The following is a 14128-nucleotide window of genomic DNA, read 5'->3' on the forward strand; positions in this document are numbered from 1 at the left end:
GGTATCATGCACTCTCAAACCTCCTCTCAACCACGGCCTCCGTACGTGGTGCTTATCGCCCTGTTGGGCGCACTGGCCGGGCTGACGCCTTTGGCCATCGACATGTACCTGCCTTCCATCCCCACCATGGCCGGTGAGTTCTCCGTGCCTGTGGAAGTGATGCAATACACCGTCAGTTTCTATCTGCTCGGCTTCGCCTTTGGCCAACTTCTGTATGGACCCCTGACCGACAGCCTCGGCCGCATGCCGATCCTGATAGGTGGGTTGGGCCTGTTTGCCGTAGCCAGCGTTGCTTGCGCCCTGGCACAAACCGTGGAACAGCTGATCGTCGCCCGGGTGTTACAGGCGGCCGGGGGCGCGGCGGGCTCGGTGATCGTGATGGCCCTGCTGCGGGACCTGTTTGAGCGTGACCAGTTTGCCCGCGCCATGAGCTTCGGCATGTTGGTGATGAACCTGGCCCCCTTGGCCGCGCCGGTTCTGGGGGGCTACCTGCTGCTGTTTTTCGGCTGGCACAGCATCTTCTGGGTTCTGGCTATTGTTGCGGCAGTGCTGGCCATCAGCATCGGTCTGGTGATCGGCGAGACCCTGCCGAAATCCGCCCGAGCGCCGCTCAAGCTGAGCAGTGCGCTGGCCACCTACGGTCGCATCCTCAAACATCGCCGTTGCATGGGGTACCAGCTGATTGGCATCGGCGCCTCCGCCGCGCTGTTTGCGTTTATCACCGGCTCCCCCTTTGTCTATATCCAGTACTATCAGGTGCCGCCGGAACAGTTTGGTTACTACTTTGGCGCCAATATCCTGATGATGATGACCCTGACCAGCCTCAATGCCCGCTACGTGGCCCGGTTGGGATCGGTAAAAATGCTGGGGATAGGTTTGGCCATCGGTGTTACCGGGGCAATGTTGCTGATTCTGGGGCAGTGGCTGGCCATCGAGAGCGTCTGGGTAGTGGTGCTTCCGGTGGTGATGATCATGGGGCCGATGGGCCTGATCTCCGCGAATGCTGCCGCGCTGAGTCTGGATGAGTTCGACGGGGCGGCCGGTTCCGTGTCCGCGCTCGGTGGCTTTATGCGTTTTCTGGCCGGGGCGCTGATTGGTGGCCTGATGGGGCTGGTGCACAGTGATTCCCCCTGGACCCTGGTTGGCGCAATGAGTTCCTGCCTGATTGGTTCCGGCCTCGTCTATCTGTGGATGGTTCGTGGTAGGATGGCGGCGCAAGGAACGTCCTGATGGAGAGAACAATGACAACCGAGGAATTCGAGGTGATCAAACGCCTAAAGTGGGCGTGTCGCCGCGGCATGTTGGAGCTGGATGTATTGCTGGAACCCTTCGTTGAGCGTCATTTCCTGGGTTTGAGCCCGGCGCAGCAACAGGCGTTTGAGCGGTTGCTTAAGGAAGATGACCCGGATCTGTTTGCCTGGTTTATGGGCCACGCCCCCTGTCCTGACCCGGAGCTGGCCGATATGGTGGCGCTGATCCTTGAGCGCAATCAGCCCTGAACGACCTGGCCAACCGCGCCAGCGTTACCAGTTCTATCCAACGGCGTCCCATCTGGGGCGCCGTTGGCGTATTGGCGGCCTGGGCTTGTTGATCTTGAGTGTGGCGTGGCAACCCACAGGAATGATGCCGTGGCTTTCGGTTTTAAAGCTGGTTGTGATTGTGAGCTTGCTGGTGCTGTGCTGGCGCCATCGTGGTTTACCGGCGGTACCGGCTTTTGCCCTGGATGAGCGGGGCAGGGCGCACTGGCTGGCGGATGGGACGGCGTTTCAGGTGTTGCCAGCCTCGCGATTGATGCCGGGGGTGGCGTTACTGGTGTGGCGGCAGGATGGCAGGCGGCAGTGGGGCTGGCAGTTTGAGGACAGTTACGACAGAGCCGGCTGGCGCCGGCTCTGTCGCTTGCTGCTGATGATTCAGCGCGGTGACAGGATGGTGGGGCCGGACTCCGGCAGCAGTTCCGGGTAATCCAGGGTGTAGTGCAGGCCCCGGCTCTCCTTGCGTGCCATGGCACAGCGTACAATCAGCTCGGCCACCTGCACCAGGTTACGCAGCTCCAGCAGGTCATTGCTGACCTTAAAACCGCTGTAGTACTCGTGGATCTCAGACTTCAGCATCTCAACCCGGCGCAGGGCCCGCTGCAGACGTTTGTCGGTGCGGACAATGCCCACGTAGTCCCACATAAACAGGCGCAGCTCGTGCCAGTTGTGGGCAATGACCACGTGTTCGTCGGAGTTGATCACCTGGCTCTCATCCCACAGTGGCAGCGGGGGCAGCTCTTCGGATTTGGCCTCAGCGAGGCCGGCTTTCATCTGACGTGCCGCCGCACGAGCGAACACCAGGCACTCCAGCAGCGAGTTACTGGCCATGCGGTTGGCACCGTGCAGGCCGGTGTAGGCCACTTCGCCAATGGCGTACAGGCCCGGCAGGTCGGTTTGGCCATCCAGGTCGGTCATCACGCCACCGCAGGTGTAGTGGGCGGCGGGCACCACCGGGATCGGCTCTTTCGTGATGTCGATGCCCAGTTCCAGGCAGCGCTCGTGGATGGTGGGGAAGTGGTGCTGAATGAACTCCGCCGATTTGTGGCTGATGTCCAGATACATGCAGTCGGCACCCAGGCGCTTCATCTCGTAGTCGATGGCGCGGGCCACCACATCGCGGGGGGCCAGTTCGGCGCGCTCATCAAAGTCGGGCATAAAGCGGGTGCCATCAGGACGACGCAGCAGGGCGCCTTCGCCGCGCAACGCTTCGGTCAACAGGAAGTTGCGGGCGTCCGGATGGTACAGGCAGGTGGGGTGAAACTGGTTGAACTCCATATTGGCCACCCGGCAGCCAGCCCGCCATGCCATGGCGATGCCATCGCCAGAGGCGATGTCCGGGTTCGAGGTGTACTGGTACACCTTAGAGGCGCCACCGGTGGCCAGTGCCACAAAACGGGCGCGCACCGTTTCCACCTGTTCTTTGTCGCGATTCCAGACGTAGGCACCCAGTACGCGATTGTCGCCTTCCAGCCCCAGCTTTTCGGCGGTGATCAGGTCCACGGCATTGAACCGTTCCAGTACCGTAATGTTGGGGTGGGCCAGCGCCTGCGCCTGAAGGGTTTGCTGTACCTCTTTACCGGTGGCGTCTGCGGCATGGAGGATGCGACGATGGCTGTGGCCACCTTCGCGGGTGAGGTGGTAGCGGGACTGTCCTTCGCTGTCGGTTTCCTGATCGAAGTCGGCCCCTTTGCGGATCAGCCACTCCAGAGCCGCGCGCGCTTCCCGGGCGGTGAACTCCACCGCCTTTTCATCGCACAAACCGGCACCGGCCACCAGGGTGTCAGCGACGTGGGACTCGATGGTGTCCTGTTCGTCAAAGACCGCGGCGATGCCACCCTGGGCGTAGTAGGTCGAGCCCTCTTTCAGTTTTCCTTTGGCGATAACAATCACCTTGGCCTGGCTAGCCATTTTCAGCGCCAGGGTCAGTCCTGCCGCGCCGCTGCCGATCACCAGGAGATCGGCGTGGTGTTCAAGCCCTTGATTCATCCGTTATCATGCGTTGGAAAGTCAATTGGCCTATGGTACTCCCAGCGGGGGCAAAGGCCCACCCCCCAAGGGGCGAACGACTTTGTGATCGGGATCGGAAAAATTTACGAACTTTTACGAATTGGCGCAGTCTGAATAGGTGCGCTTAAGACGAGTGAAAGAAAAATCAGCAAGTTATGTTTTAGGAGTGAGCTCTCGAGTGAGTGAGCCGATTAGTGATCAGCAACTGGTCGAGCGCGTACAGCGGGGGGATAAACAGGCGTTTAATCTCCTCGTGGTTAAGTACCAGCATAAGGTAGCCAATCTGATTGGTCGGTACGTGAAAAACCCGGGGGACGTGGCGGATGTGGCGCAGGAAGCCTTTATCAAAGCCTACCGCTCGTTGCCGAATTTCCGGGGTGAAAGTGCTTTCTATACCTGGCTGTACCGAATCGCGGTCAATACCGCAAAGAATTACCTGGTGTCCCAGGGTCGTCGGCCGCCTGCCAACGACGTGGATGCCGAAGAAGCGGAATTTTATGACGGTGCCGATGCTCTAAGAGAGTCGGCAACGCCAGAAAGGCAGCTGCTGTCCGATGAGATCAAACGCACCGTGTTTGCCACCATCGAAAGCCTGCCGCAGGAACTGAAAGTGGCGATCACCCTTCGGGAAATCGAAGGCATGAGTTATGAGGAGATCGCCGCCGTTATGGATTGTCCGGTAGGGACGGTGCGTTCACGGATTTTCCGTGCACGTGAAGCGATCGACAAAAAGATCCAGCCTTTGCTGGAGCGGTAATTGAACCTAAGGTGAGCAATGACTGAACGTAAGGAAAAGCTGTCAGCATGGATGGACGATCAGCCGGTTGAAGGTCTGTACCAAGACCTGCTGGCGGACGCTGAACTGAGCGAACGCTGGCACCGATACCACCTGATCGGTGATGCCATGCGTAACGAATTGCCGGAGTCTCTGCAGCTCGACATTGCCGCCAACGTGGCCAATGCGCTGGAGTCAGAGCCCGCCATTCTCGCGCCTCAGTCCCGTCGTCGCTTTGCCATCCCTGGCAAGGTGGTGGAGCTGGGCCAGCGCTTTGGTCAGTACGCCATCGCCGCTACCGTTGCCGCGGTTGCCGTGGTCGGCGTTCAGCAGTACAACGCCCAGGAGGCGGTGACGCCCCTGCCGGTGCTGGAAACCATGCCGATGCTGGGCGCGCCGAGTCCGGCCAGCTACCAGGTTCCGGGTATGGGTCAGCCGCAACAGCAAGCGGTGGATAAGGAGCGTGAGGCGATTGAACAGCAACGTCGTGCTAACGCCTTCCTGCGCGATCATCTGTTGCAACAGCGCCTCAATGGCAGTAATGCTATCGATACCGCCGCCCGTGAGGACCAGTAAACCCAGTGCGAGCCCTTCTTTCTGTTGTTCTGTTGGCGGCCACCATGGCCGCCAACGCACAAGAGGCCGTGAGTGCCCAAGCCTGGCTTGAGCGCATGGCGTCTGCCCTCAATACCCAACCGTTCCAACTCTCCTTTGTTCAGCTTCAACGTGATCAGATCCGCGCCCTGCGCTATCTCCACGGCGTGGTGGATGGCGAAGAGGTGGCCTATCTCGACCACCTGAATGGCCCCGCCAAGAGCGTGGTTCGCGTTGGTGAGCAGGTGACGTACCTGGAGCACGACGTGGCGCCTTACTCGGTCGCTGCCGCCCGCATTCGCGGCTGGCTGCCACCGGTGTTTGGTGGTCAGATTGAGCGCCTGGTGCCCCATTACCAATTTGTTCTGGCCGGTCGTAACCGGGTGGCAGGACGCACCGCCCAGCTGATTCGGGTGGTGCCCAACGACAGCTTCCGGTACCAGTACCGGGTCTGGCTTGATCTGGAAACCGCACTGCCACTGCGGGTTGACCTGCTCGACACCGACAACAACCTGCTGGAACAACTGCTGGTGATCGAACTGCATAAGTTTGACCAACCGCTGCCGGCCCTGGCGGAGCTCAAAGGCCGCAAGTGGCCGGATGTGGTTTTGCCGCCGCACCAGAAAGACACCCCGCGCTGGCAGTTTGGCTGGCTGCCCCACGGCTTTGAGATGACCCATTACGATCGCCATATGCTGCTGGGCCTGAATGAGCCGGTGGAGTACCTGTCGCTGTCCGATGGGTTGGCTGAACTGTCGGTGTATATCGGCCGGGTCGGCCAGGTGGAACTGCCCACCCACCTGACCACCACCAATGGCCTGGCTCTGGCGACCGCCATTCACGGCGACGTGGAAGTGGTGGTGGTGGGCAAGATGCCGGTGGATACCCTCAGTAATGTGGCCAACAACATCTATCCGGTGCAGGGCACCGAGCAGGGTGGCGACAGTGATTGAGGCCATTGGCACGGTGGTTCGCTGCGAGACCGGCAAGGTTTGGCTGAGCTGGCAGAGCCAGTCCGCCTGCGGCCACTGTGAGCAGGGCGATGAATGCGGTACCGGTGTGGTGGCCAAGGCGCTGAAGCCGAAGCAGAACACACTGGCGCTGCCCTGTGACCGCCAATACCCGCCCGGGACGCAACTGCGCCTGGGCATCGCCGAGTCGGATCTGCTGTCCGCCTCGGCGCTGGTCTACCTTTCTCCTTTAGTGGGTCTGCTCTTGGGTGCTGCTCTTGGGCAAGCCCTGTCCGGACAGGAGGGCTGGACCATTCTGGCCGCTTTGGCTGGCGCTGCCGTTGGCAGTGGCTGGGCCCGAAAGCGGGCGAGAAACCGGCCTCAGCAGATCACCATCCTGGGCGTACTCGGTGTGCCGGTGGGCAATACGTAGCCCACCGTCTGAAAATCCGCTAAAATCGCCCCCCTTATACCGAATCACGACATATGCGAAGCAGCGGAACCGATGAAGCACATCCGAAATTTCTCCATCATTGCTCACATTGACCACGGCAAGTCCACCTTGTCCGATCGCCTGATCCAGGTGTGTGGCGGCCTGACCGAGCGGGAGATGGCGGCTCAGGTTCTGGATTCTATGGATCTGGAACGTGAGCGTGGCATCACCATCAAGGCCCAGAGCGTAACCCTTAACTATCAGGCCCAGGATGGAGAAACCTACCAGCTTAACTTCATTGATACCCCCGGACACGTGGACTTCAGCTACGAAGTTTCCCGTTCTCTGGCGGCCTGTGAAGGTGCACTGCTGGTGGTGGATGCCGGTCAGGGCGTAGAAGCCCAGACCCTGGCAAACTGCTACACCGCCATCGATATGGATCTGGAAGTACTGCCGATCCTGAACAAGATCGACCTGCCCCAGGCTGACCCGGATCGCGTGGCTCAGGAGATCGAAGACATCGTTGGTCTGGACGCCATGGACGCGGTGCGTTGCTCCGCCAAAACCGGCATCGGCATCGATGAGGTGCTGGAGTGCATCGTGAAGAGCATCCCGAGCCCGGAAGGGGACCCGGAAGCGCCGCTGCAGGCCCTGATCATCGACTCCTGGTTCGATAACTACCTTGGCGTGGTTTCCCTGGTGCGAATCAAAAACGGTTCGCTCAAAAAGAACGACAAGATCAAGGTGATGAGCACCGGTCAGGTGTGGGGCGTTGATCGCCTCGGTATCTTCACCCCGAAACAGAAAGACACCACTGAGCTGAAGTGCGGCGAAGTAGGCTGGGTGGTGTGCGGCATCAAAGAGATCCACGGCGCCCCGGTGGGTGACACCCTGACCCTGGCCAAAGGTGGCGCAGAAGCGCCGCTGCCGGGCTTCCAGAAAGTGAAGCCGCAGGTGTATGCCGGTCTGTTCCCGATCTCCTCCGACGATTACGAAGATTTCCGTGACGCGCTGGCCAAGCTGTCCCTGAACGACGCCTCCCTGTTCTATGAGCCGGAAACCTCTGCGGCGCTGGGCTTCGGCTTCCGCTGTGGCTTCCTGGGCATGCTGCACATGGAGATCATCCAGGAGCGTCTGGAGCGTGAATACAACCTGGATCTGATCACCACCGCACCGACCGTGGTGTACCAGGTGACCCAGACCGACGGCCAGACCGTGATGGTGGATAACCCCTCCGCACTGCCGCCGCTGAACAACATCGAAACCATCGCGGAGCCGATCGTTGAAGCCAACATCCTGGTGCCCCAGGAGTTCCTGGGCAACGTGATCACCCTCTGTGTTGAGAAGCGTGGCGTTCAGAAAGACATGACCTACCACGGCAAGCAGGTGGCGGTCCGCTACGAGCTGCCGATGGCGGAAGTGGTACTGGACTTCTTTGACCGTCTGAAATCCACCAGCCGTGGCTTTGCCTCACTGGATTACAACTTCACCCGCTTCCAGGAAGAGGACATGGTGCGTGTGGACGTGCTGATCAACGGCGACCGCGTCGATGCGCTGGCGATGATCACCCACAAGGACAACGCCCAGTTCCGTGGCCGTCAGCTGGTGGAGAAGATGCGTGAGCTGATCCCGCGCCAGATGTTCGATATCGCCATTCAGGCGGCCATCGGCAACCACGTGATCGCCCGTTCTACCGTGAAAGCCCTGCGTAAAGACGTGACTGCCAAGTGTTACGGCGGTGACGTCAGCCGTAAGAAGAAACTGCTGCAGAAGCAGAAAGAGGGTAAGAAACGGATGAAGCAGGTGGGTAACGTGGAAGTACCGCAAGAGGCGTTCCTCGCCATCCTCAAAGTAGGAGACAACTGATAGATGGCCACCCTGTTTTCGCACCTGCTGGTGCTTGTGACCCTGGCGACCGGATTGGTCTGGGCCTTTGATCACTTTGTGCTGTTACCCAAGCGTCGCGCCAAAGTCGCGGACGCTGAGCAGGTCAATAAGCTGAGCGACGACGCGCGCTTCAGCATGCTTCGCGAAGGCCCGGTGGCCGAAAACTGCCGCGCCGTTTTCCCGGTTCTGGCGTTTGTGCTGGTGCTGCGCTCGTTCCTGTATGAGCCGTTCCAGATCCCGTCCGGCTCCATGATGCCGACGCTGCTGGTGGGTGACTTTATCCTGGTGGAGAAGTACGCCTACGGCCTGCGGGATCCGGTGTGGCGCCACAAGTTCCTGGAAACCGGTGAACCCAAGCGTGGTGACGTGGCGGTATTTAAGTACCCCGGCGACACCAAGGTGGATTACATCAAGCGCATCGTTGGCCTGCCCGGCGATCGCATCGTCTACCGCAATAAGCGCCTCTACGTGCAGCCGGCCTGCACCGCAGGCATGAGCCCCTGCCCTGAGCTTCAGGAAGTGGCCGTGGTGCCGGAAAGCGTGGGAGATTTCTACCAGGGCGGCATTCCGCTGGAGCGTTACAGCGAGGCCCTTGGTCCGGTGAATCACGACATCCTTGTGAACCCGATGCGTTCTGAGCCGGTTCAGGCCTACTACCATCAGCGCGGTGCCCGCACCGGTGAATGGGTGGTGCCGGAAGGCCAATACTTTGCCATGGGCGATAACCGTGACAACAGCACCGACAGCCGCTTCTGGGGCTTCGTTGACGAGTCTCTGCTGGTGGGTAAAGCCGTGGTTATCTGGATCTCCTTCGAGCGCGATCGCGCCCCGGACAGCTGGCTGCCCAGCTGGGTACCGACCGGCGTCCGTTTTGAACGAGTGGGTGGTCTGCAGTGAACAATCAAAAGCTGACCCGGCTGCAGGACGCACTGGGCTATCAGTTTAAGGACATTGCCCTGCTGAACCAGGCGCTGACTCACCGCAGTGCGGCTTCCCAGCACAATGAGCGGTTGGAGTACCTCGGTGATGCGGTGCTCTCCTTCGTGATCGCCGAAGCGCTGTATCTGCGTTTCCCCAAGGTGGCCGAAGGCGATATGACCCGGATGCGGGCGTCACTGGTTAAGGGCGTGACCCTGGCCGAACTGGGCCGGGAACTGGCCCTGGGCGATGTGATCAAGCTGGGCCCGGGCGAACTCAAATCCGGCGGTTTCCGCCGTGAGTCGATCCTGGCCGATGCGGTGGAAGCGATTCTGGGCGCGGTGTATCTCGATGGTGGCATCGAAGTGTGTAAACCGCTGATCCTGCGCCTGTACCAGGCCCGCCTCGATATCATCGAACCGGGCATCCGTCAGAAAGACCCGAAAACCCGTCTGCAGGAGCATCTGCAGGCGCGTAAGCAACCGCTGCCGGAATACGAAGTGGTGTCCGTGGAAGGGGACGCTCACAACCAACGATTTACCGTGCGCTGCAGTGTCAGCGCCCTGGCCGAACCGATGATCGGTAACGGCAGTTCCCGTCGTAAAGCGGAGCAGGACGCCGCCAGCCGGGTATTGGAGCAACTCTCTTGATGACTGATACCACCTACTGCGGCTTTGTCGCCATTGTGGGCCGACCCAACGTGGGCAAGTCCACCCTGCTGAACCGTCTGCTGGGCCAGAAGGTGTCCATCACCTCCCGTAAGCCTCAGACCACCCGCCACCGCATCATGGGGATCCACACCGAAGGGGCTTACCAGACCATCTTCGTTGATACCCCCGGCCTGCACGTGGAGGAGAAGCGCGCCATCAACCGCCTGATGAACCGCGCGGCCGCCTCCAGCATCGGTGACGTTGAGATGGTGATCATGATGGTGGAAGGCACCAAGTGGACCGCCGACGATCAGATGGTACTGAATAAGATCCGCCGTGGTGCCGAAACCCGCAAAACCGTTCTGGTGATCAACAAAGTTGACCAGATCAAGGAAAAAGCGGACCTGATCCCGCACCTGCAGTGGCTGCAGGAGCAGTTCCCCTTCGACGCCATCATTCCGATGTCCGCCGGCAAGGGTGACGACATTCAGCCGCTGATCACCATGGCTCAGAAAGAGCTGCCGGAGTGCATCCACTACTTCCCGGAAGACTACGTCACTGATCGCAGCCAGCGCTTTATGGCGGCGGAGATCGTGCGTGAAAAGCTGATGCGCTTCCTCGGTGACGAACTGCCGTACTCCATCAACGTGGAGATCGAGCAGTTTCAGGTCGATGAGAAGGGCACTTACCACATCAATGCGCTGATCTTGGTGGAACGTTCCGGCCAGAAGCGCATGGTGATCGGTAACAAGGGCGAGAAGATCCGCACCATCGGTCGCGAAGCCCGTATGGATATGGAAAAACTGTTCGACACCAAGGTCTACCTGGAAACCTGGGTTAAGGTGAAATCCGGTTGGGCCGATGACGAACGGGCACTGCGAAGCCTGGGGTATGGCGACGACTGAACCCCTGCACCGGGCCTATCTGCTGCACGCCCGGCCATATCGGGAGTCGAGCCTGTTGCTCGACCTGCTCTCCGAGACGCATGGCCGGGTCGCTGCGGTGGCCCGGGTCGGCGGCAAAACCGGCGGGGCCAGGAAGGCCCAGCTGCAACCCTTCCGCCCCCTGATGATCAGCCTGTCCGGCCGTTCCACCCTCCGCACCCTGGCTCAACTCGAAGCCCCAACCCTGCCCATGCCGCTTAATGGCCAACGCCTGTTTGCCGGGCTCTACCTGAACGAACTGTGCCAACGCTTGTTGCGCGAATGGCAACCGCTGGATGGCCTGTTTGACCACTACCATGAAGCCCTGCTCGGCCTGGCCGGGGAGACGCCGATGGAGCCCCACCTGAGGGAGTTTGAGCGGGCGCTGCTGGACCTGCTTGGGGTGCTGCCACCGCCGGGTGAGGATGCGGATGGGGTGGCGCTGATGGCGGAGGCACGCTACGCCTGGCAGCCACAACAGGGCTGGGTGTTGCGGGGAGCCGCCGGCAGCGGCTACAGTGGCGACAGCCTGCTGCAATGGCAGCAACAGCGGTTGCAGACACCGCAAGCGATGAACGAGATCAAACGGGCCGTGCGTGAACTGCTTCGTCCCCTGCTGGGGGATAAGCCATTGCACAGCCGGACGCTTTTTTTACAGCAACGAGGACGTAATGAGCATTCTTCTGGGCGTTAATATCGATCACATTGCCACCCTGCGCCAGGCGCGTGGTACCGACTACCCCGACCCGGTGCACGCCGCTGCGGTGGCGGAACACGCGGGGGCCGATGGCATCACCATCCACCTGCGCGAAGATCGCCGCCACATCATCGACCGCGATGTTGAAGTGCTGGCGAAAACCCTGAAGACCCGCATGAACCTCGAGATGGCGGTGACCGAAGAGATGCTGGCCATCGCTGAGCGGATCCGTCCGGAATACGTCTGCCTGGTGCCGGAGAAGCGCGAAGAGCTGACCACCGAAGGTGGCCTCGATGTGGTGGGCCAGCAGGCCAAAATCAGCGAGGCGGTGACCCGCCTGCGCCAGGCCGGCATCAAGGTGTCTCTGTTTATCGATGCGGACCCGCGCCAGATTGACGCCACGGTGGCCACCGGGGCGCCCTACATCGAAATTCACACCGGCCACTACGCCGACGCTGAGGATGAGATCAGCCGCGACAAAGAGCTGGTGCGCATCCGTGAAGCGGCGAGCTATGCCCATGAGCGTGGCCTGGTGGTCAATGCCGGTCACGGTCTGCATTACCACAACGTGAAGCCCATCGCTGCCATCCCGGAGCTGTATGAGCTCAATATCGGCCACGCCATCATTGCCCGTGCTGCCATCGACGGTCTGGATCTGGCGGTGCGCGACATGAAGCAGCTGATGCTGGATGCCCGCCAGGGACGCTGAAGATGATCATTGGCCTCGGCACAGACATCGTCGAGATTGCGCGCATCGAGGCCCAGTTTGAACGACTGGGCGCTCGGTTTGCAGAACGCATCCTGACCCCGGCAGAGCGGGAGGAGCTGGCCCGCAGCAAAGAGCCCGCCCGCCTGTTGGCCAAGCGTTTTGCGGTCAAGGAAGCGGCGGCCAAGGCGCTGGGCACCGGCATCGGCCGAGGGGTGTCATTTCAGCATATTGAGTTGCAGCATAACGAGTGGGGCGCACCGCAGCTGGTCTTCAGTGACGGCGCGCTGGCCCGCTTTACCAGCCTGGGCGGGCAGGGGATGCACATCAGCTTGTCTGACGAACAGCACTACGCGACAGCGACGGTGGTGTTGGAGTCTTAAAACCGGTAGCGGGCGATCAGTGAGAGGGCCATCTGGTCACCCCGGTTGCGGTCCTGCTGGTGACGAACGTCCAGCGATAAGCGCGCCCGTCCCATTTGATAGCCCCCCTCTACCCGGGTTTGCTGACTCGGCTCCCAGTCACTGGTGACAAACCAGTGGCTGTCCGGTTGTCCCCACCTCAACTCCCACAGATTCTCATCCGCAGGCGCCATGGCAGGGGGCAGTTCCACAGGGGGCTCGGTGGTTATCGGCAGATCATTGGCTTCTGCGGTGGGCACCAGAAAGACAGCAACAACAAGCGGCCAGCCGCAGAGGAGACGACTTGGCCGTTGCATGGCTCAATCCTTTTTCGCAGCGCGGAGGCTAAGCGTAGTCGCTCGTTGTTCAGTTTGCCGGTAAAAATCGCACGGATTTTACCCGGTTTTCCGCCACTTCCATCACCTCGAGGCCATGACCATCCAGCTCCAGCTGGGTGTGCGGGGCCGGAATGTCTTCGAACCGTTCCAGGATCAGGCCATTGAGGGTTTTGGGGCCATCGGTGGGCAGGGTCCAGTGGGTTTCCCGGTTGAGGTCACGCACGGTGATGCTGGCGTCCACCAGCAGGCTGCCATCCTCCTGGCGGCTGATGTCGTCGCTGGGCGGACCCTGAAGACCGGTAGTAAAGTCGCCGACAATCTCCTCGAGGATGTCTTCCAGCGTCACCAGCCCCTGGATATCGCCGTACTCATCCACCACCAGGCCGATGCGCTCACGGGCCCGCTGGAACTTCAGCAGCTGCACGTTCAGTGGTGTGCCCTCGGGGATAAAGTAGATCTCGCGGACCGCACGCAGCAGGGTGCTCTTGCCGGTCTGCTTCTGCTCCTTGGTAAACAGCCTCAGCACATCGCTCAAGTGGATAAAGCCGACAACGTCGTCGATGTTGTCACGGTACAGCAGCACCCGGGTGTGGGGGCTGTGGGTCAGCTGACGAATGATGGCGCGGTAGTCGTCGTTGATGTCGATGGCGAAGATCTCCGCCCGGGGGATCATGATCTCCTCCACGGTGACCTTCTCCAGGTCGAGAATGGAAACCAGCATCTCCCGGTGACGGCGGGGGATCAGCCCACCGGCCTCATGCACCACGGAGCGAAGCTCGTCGCTGCTGAGGTGGTCATCATTGGGGTTGTGGTGGCTGACGCCCATCAAGCGGAGCAGGCCATTACTGATGTGGTTGACCATCCAGACCAGCGGGTAGAACAGCGACATCAAAGGCCGCAGTACCATGGAGTTGGGGTAAGCCAGTTTCTCCGGATAGTGGGCCGCCAGGGTCTTGGGCGTCACTTCGGCAAAGATCAGGATGATAAAGGTCAGGGCACCGGTGGCGACTGCCGGGCCCCAGTCGCCATACCAGCGCTGGCAGATGATGGTGGCCAGTGAGGCCGCGGCGATATTGACGATGTTGTTGCCGATCAGGATCAGGCCGATCAGCCGGTCCGGGCGCTGCAGCAGGCGGTCGGCGCGCTGGGCGGCCTTATGACCTTTCTGGGCCAGGTGGCGGAGGCGGTACCGGTTCAGCGACATCATCGCGGTTTCGGTGCCAGAGAAGAATGCGGAGATCAGAATGAGGAGGGCCAGCGTCAGTAACAAACTGCCCGTGGATATGTCGTCCAACGTGAGGTCTCTTTAGCCGT

Annotated in this window: 17 protein-coding genes; 14 read left to right on the forward strand and 3 right to left on the reverse strand. The window is 60.8% G+C overall.

The features are described from left to right. Nucleotides 1-6 precede the first annotated feature (6 nt). From FBAL_RS03715 to FBAL_RS03725, 3 genes are read left to right on the forward strand one after another with little or no spacing between them, the layout of a single operon-like run. Nucleotides 7-1230: a Bcr/CflA family multidrug efflux MFS transporter gene (locus tag FBAL_RS03715; RefSeq protein ID WP_013344238.1), complete on the forward strand. Its 1224-nt coding sequence runs from the start codon at nt 7-9 to the stop codon at nt 1228-1230. Between the two features lie 11 nt (nt 1231-1241). Next, on the forward strand, nt 1242-1499 hold the full coding sequence (locus FBAL_RS03720; RefSeq protein ID WP_041251172.1) for an FAD assembly factor SdhE: 258 nt from the start codon (nt 1242-1244) through the stop codon (nt 1497-1499). Beyond that, entirely contained in the window at nt 1480-1962 is a 483-nt protein-coding gene (locus tag FBAL_RS03725) for a protein YgfX (protein WP_425357358.1), read from the forward strand. Before FBAL_RS03720 ends, FBAL_RS03725 begins: the two co-directional genes overlap by 20 nt. Here the strand turns inward: FBAL_RS03725 and nadB are convergent. Then, a complete protein-coding gene (nadB, locus tag FBAL_RS03730) occupies nt 1911-3521 on the reverse strand; it encodes an L-aspartate oxidase (RefSeq protein ID WP_013344240.1) in 1611 nt (536 codons plus the stop codon). The genes FBAL_RS03725 and nadB overlap by 52 nt on opposite strands. 199 nt (nt 3522-3720) lie before the next feature. Here nadB and rpoE point away from each other — a divergent pair, with 199 nt between their 5' ends. From rpoE to acpS, 11 genes are all read left to right on the forward strand, one after another. Continuing rightward, the gene (gene rpoE / locus FBAL_RS03735; RefSeq protein ID WP_013344241.1) at nt 3721-4299 is read left to right on the forward strand and encodes an RNA polymerase sigma factor RpoE; all 579 of its coding nucleotides are present in this window, start codon (nt 3721-3723) and stop codon (nt 4297-4299) included. Nucleotides 4300-4317: 18 nt separating this feature from the next. Next, complete coding sequence (locus FBAL_RS03740) at nt 4318-4893, forward strand: sigma-E factor negative regulatory protein (RefSeq protein ID WP_013344242.1); 576 nt, start codon at nt 4318-4320, stop codon at nt 4891-4893. Between the two features lie 5 nt (nt 4894-4898). After that, nucleotides 4899-5864, forward strand: a complete 966-nt coding sequence (locus FBAL_RS03745; RefSeq protein WP_233538327.1) for a MucB/RseB C-terminal domain-containing protein — start codon at nt 4899-4901, stop codon at nt 5862-5864. Next, nucleotides 5857-6294: a SoxR reducing system RseC family protein gene (locus FBAL_RS03750; RefSeq protein WP_013344244.1), complete on the forward strand. Its 438-nt coding sequence runs from the start codon at nt 5857-5859 to the stop codon at nt 6292-6294. The genes FBAL_RS03745 and FBAL_RS03750 overlap by 8 nt, the downstream gene beginning before the upstream one ends. A gap of 72 nt (nt 6295-6366) precedes the next feature. Beyond that, the gene (gene lepA, locus FBAL_RS03755) at nt 6367-8160 is read left to right on the forward strand and encodes a translation elongation factor 4 (RefSeq protein WP_013344245.1); all 1794 of its coding nucleotides are present in this window, start codon (nt 6367-6369) and stop codon (nt 8158-8160) included. A 3-nt stretch (nt 8161-8163) separates the two neighbouring features. Beyond that, the gene (gene lepB, locus FBAL_RS03760; RefSeq protein ID WP_013344246.1) at nt 8164-9078 is read left to right on the forward strand and encodes a signal peptidase I; all 915 of its coding nucleotides are present in this window, start codon (nt 8164-8166) and stop codon (nt 9076-9078) included. Next, nucleotides 9075-9749, forward strand: a complete 675-nt coding sequence (gene rnc / locus FBAL_RS03765) for a ribonuclease III (protein ID WP_013344247.1) — start codon at nt 9075-9077, stop codon at nt 9747-9749. The genes lepB and rnc overlap by 4 nt, the downstream gene beginning before the upstream one ends. Then, entirely contained in the window at nt 9749-10654 is a 906-nt protein-coding gene (gene era, locus FBAL_RS03770; RefSeq protein ID WP_041251174.1) for a GTPase Era, read from the forward strand. The genes rnc and era overlap by 1 nt, the downstream gene beginning before the upstream one ends. Beyond that, complete coding sequence (gene recO, locus FBAL_RS03775; RefSeq protein WP_013344249.1) at nt 10641-11366, forward strand: DNA repair protein RecO; 726 nt, start codon at nt 10641-10643, stop codon at nt 11364-11366. The genes era and recO overlap by 14 nt, the downstream gene beginning before the upstream one ends. Beyond that, a complete protein-coding gene (gene pdxJ, locus FBAL_RS03780; protein WP_013344250.1) occupies nt 11344-12078 on the forward strand; it encodes a pyridoxine 5'-phosphate synthase in 735 nt (244 codons plus the stop codon). Before recO ends, pdxJ begins: the two co-directional genes overlap by 23 nt. 2 nt (nt 12079-12080) lie before the next feature. Further along, nucleotides 12081-12458, forward strand: a complete 378-nt coding sequence (gene acpS, locus FBAL_RS03785; protein WP_013344251.1) for a holo-ACP synthase — start codon at nt 12081-12083, stop codon at nt 12456-12458. On the opposite strand, the gene FBAL_RS03790 is transcribed toward acpS, so the two are convergent. Together FBAL_RS03790 and FBAL_RS03795 are read right to left on the reverse strand one after the other, a co-directional pair. After that, nucleotides 12455-12793 carry a hypothetical protein gene (locus tag FBAL_RS03790; RefSeq protein ID WP_013344252.1) on the reverse strand — a complete coding sequence of 113 codons (339 nt, stop codon included), beginning with the start codon at nt 12791-12793 and terminating at the stop codon, nt 12455-12457. The genes acpS and FBAL_RS03790 overlap by 4 nt on opposite strands. A gap of 49 nt (nt 12794-12842) precedes the next feature. Then, a complete protein-coding gene (locus FBAL_RS03795; protein ID WP_013344253.1) occupies nt 12843-14108 on the reverse strand; it encodes an HlyC/CorC family transporter in 1266 nt (421 codons plus the stop codon). Nucleotides 14109-14128 lie beyond the last annotated feature (20 nt).

This window comes from Ferrimonas balearica DSM 9799, from assembly GCF_000148645.1.
Classification (GTDB): domain Bacteria; phylum Pseudomonadota; class Gammaproteobacteria; order Enterobacterales; family Shewanellaceae; genus Ferrimonas; species Ferrimonas balearica.

Bases quoted from the DNA above. Each gene is read 5' to 3' on its own strand.
- FBAL_RS03715 (WP_013344238.1), top strand. From the start codon at position 7: ATGCACTCTCAAACCTCCTCTCAACCACGGCCTCCGTACGTGGTGCTT.
- FBAL_RS03720 (WP_041251172.1), top strand. From the start codon at position 1,242: ATGACAACCGAGGAATTCGAGGTGATCAAACGCCTAAAGTGGGCGTGT.
- nadB (WP_013344240.1), bottom strand. From the start codon at position 3,521: ATGAATCAAGGGCTTGAACACCACGCCGATCTCCTGGTGATCGGCAGC.
- FBAL_RS03740 (WP_013344242.1), top strand. From the start codon at position 4,318: ATGACTGAACGTAAGGAAAAGCTGTCAGCATGGATGGACGATCAGCCG.
- lepA (WP_013344245.1), top strand. From the start codon at position 6,367: ATGAAGCACATCCGAAATTTCTCCATCATTGCTCACATTGACCACGGC.
- lepB (WP_013344246.1), top strand. From the start codon at position 8,164: ATGGCCACCCTGTTTTCGCACCTGCTGGTGCTTGTGACCCTGGCGACC.
- era (WP_041251174.1), top strand. From the start codon at position 9,749: ATGACTGATACCACCTACTGCGGCTTTGTCGCCATTGTGGGCCGACCC.
- recO (WP_013344249.1), top strand. From the start codon at position 10,641: ATGGCGACGACTGAACCCCTGCACCGGGCCTATCTGCTGCACGCCCGG.
- pdxJ (WP_013344250.1), top strand. From the start codon at position 11,344: ATGAGCATTCTTCTGGGCGTTAATATCGATCACATTGCCACCCTGCGC.
- acpS (WP_013344251.1), top strand. From the start codon at position 12,081: ATGATCATTGGCCTCGGCACAGACATCGTCGAGATTGCGCGCATCGAG.
- FBAL_RS03790 (WP_013344252.1), bottom strand. From the start codon at position 12,793: ATGCAACGGCCAAGTCGTCTCCTCTGCGGCTGGCCGCTTGTTGTTGCT.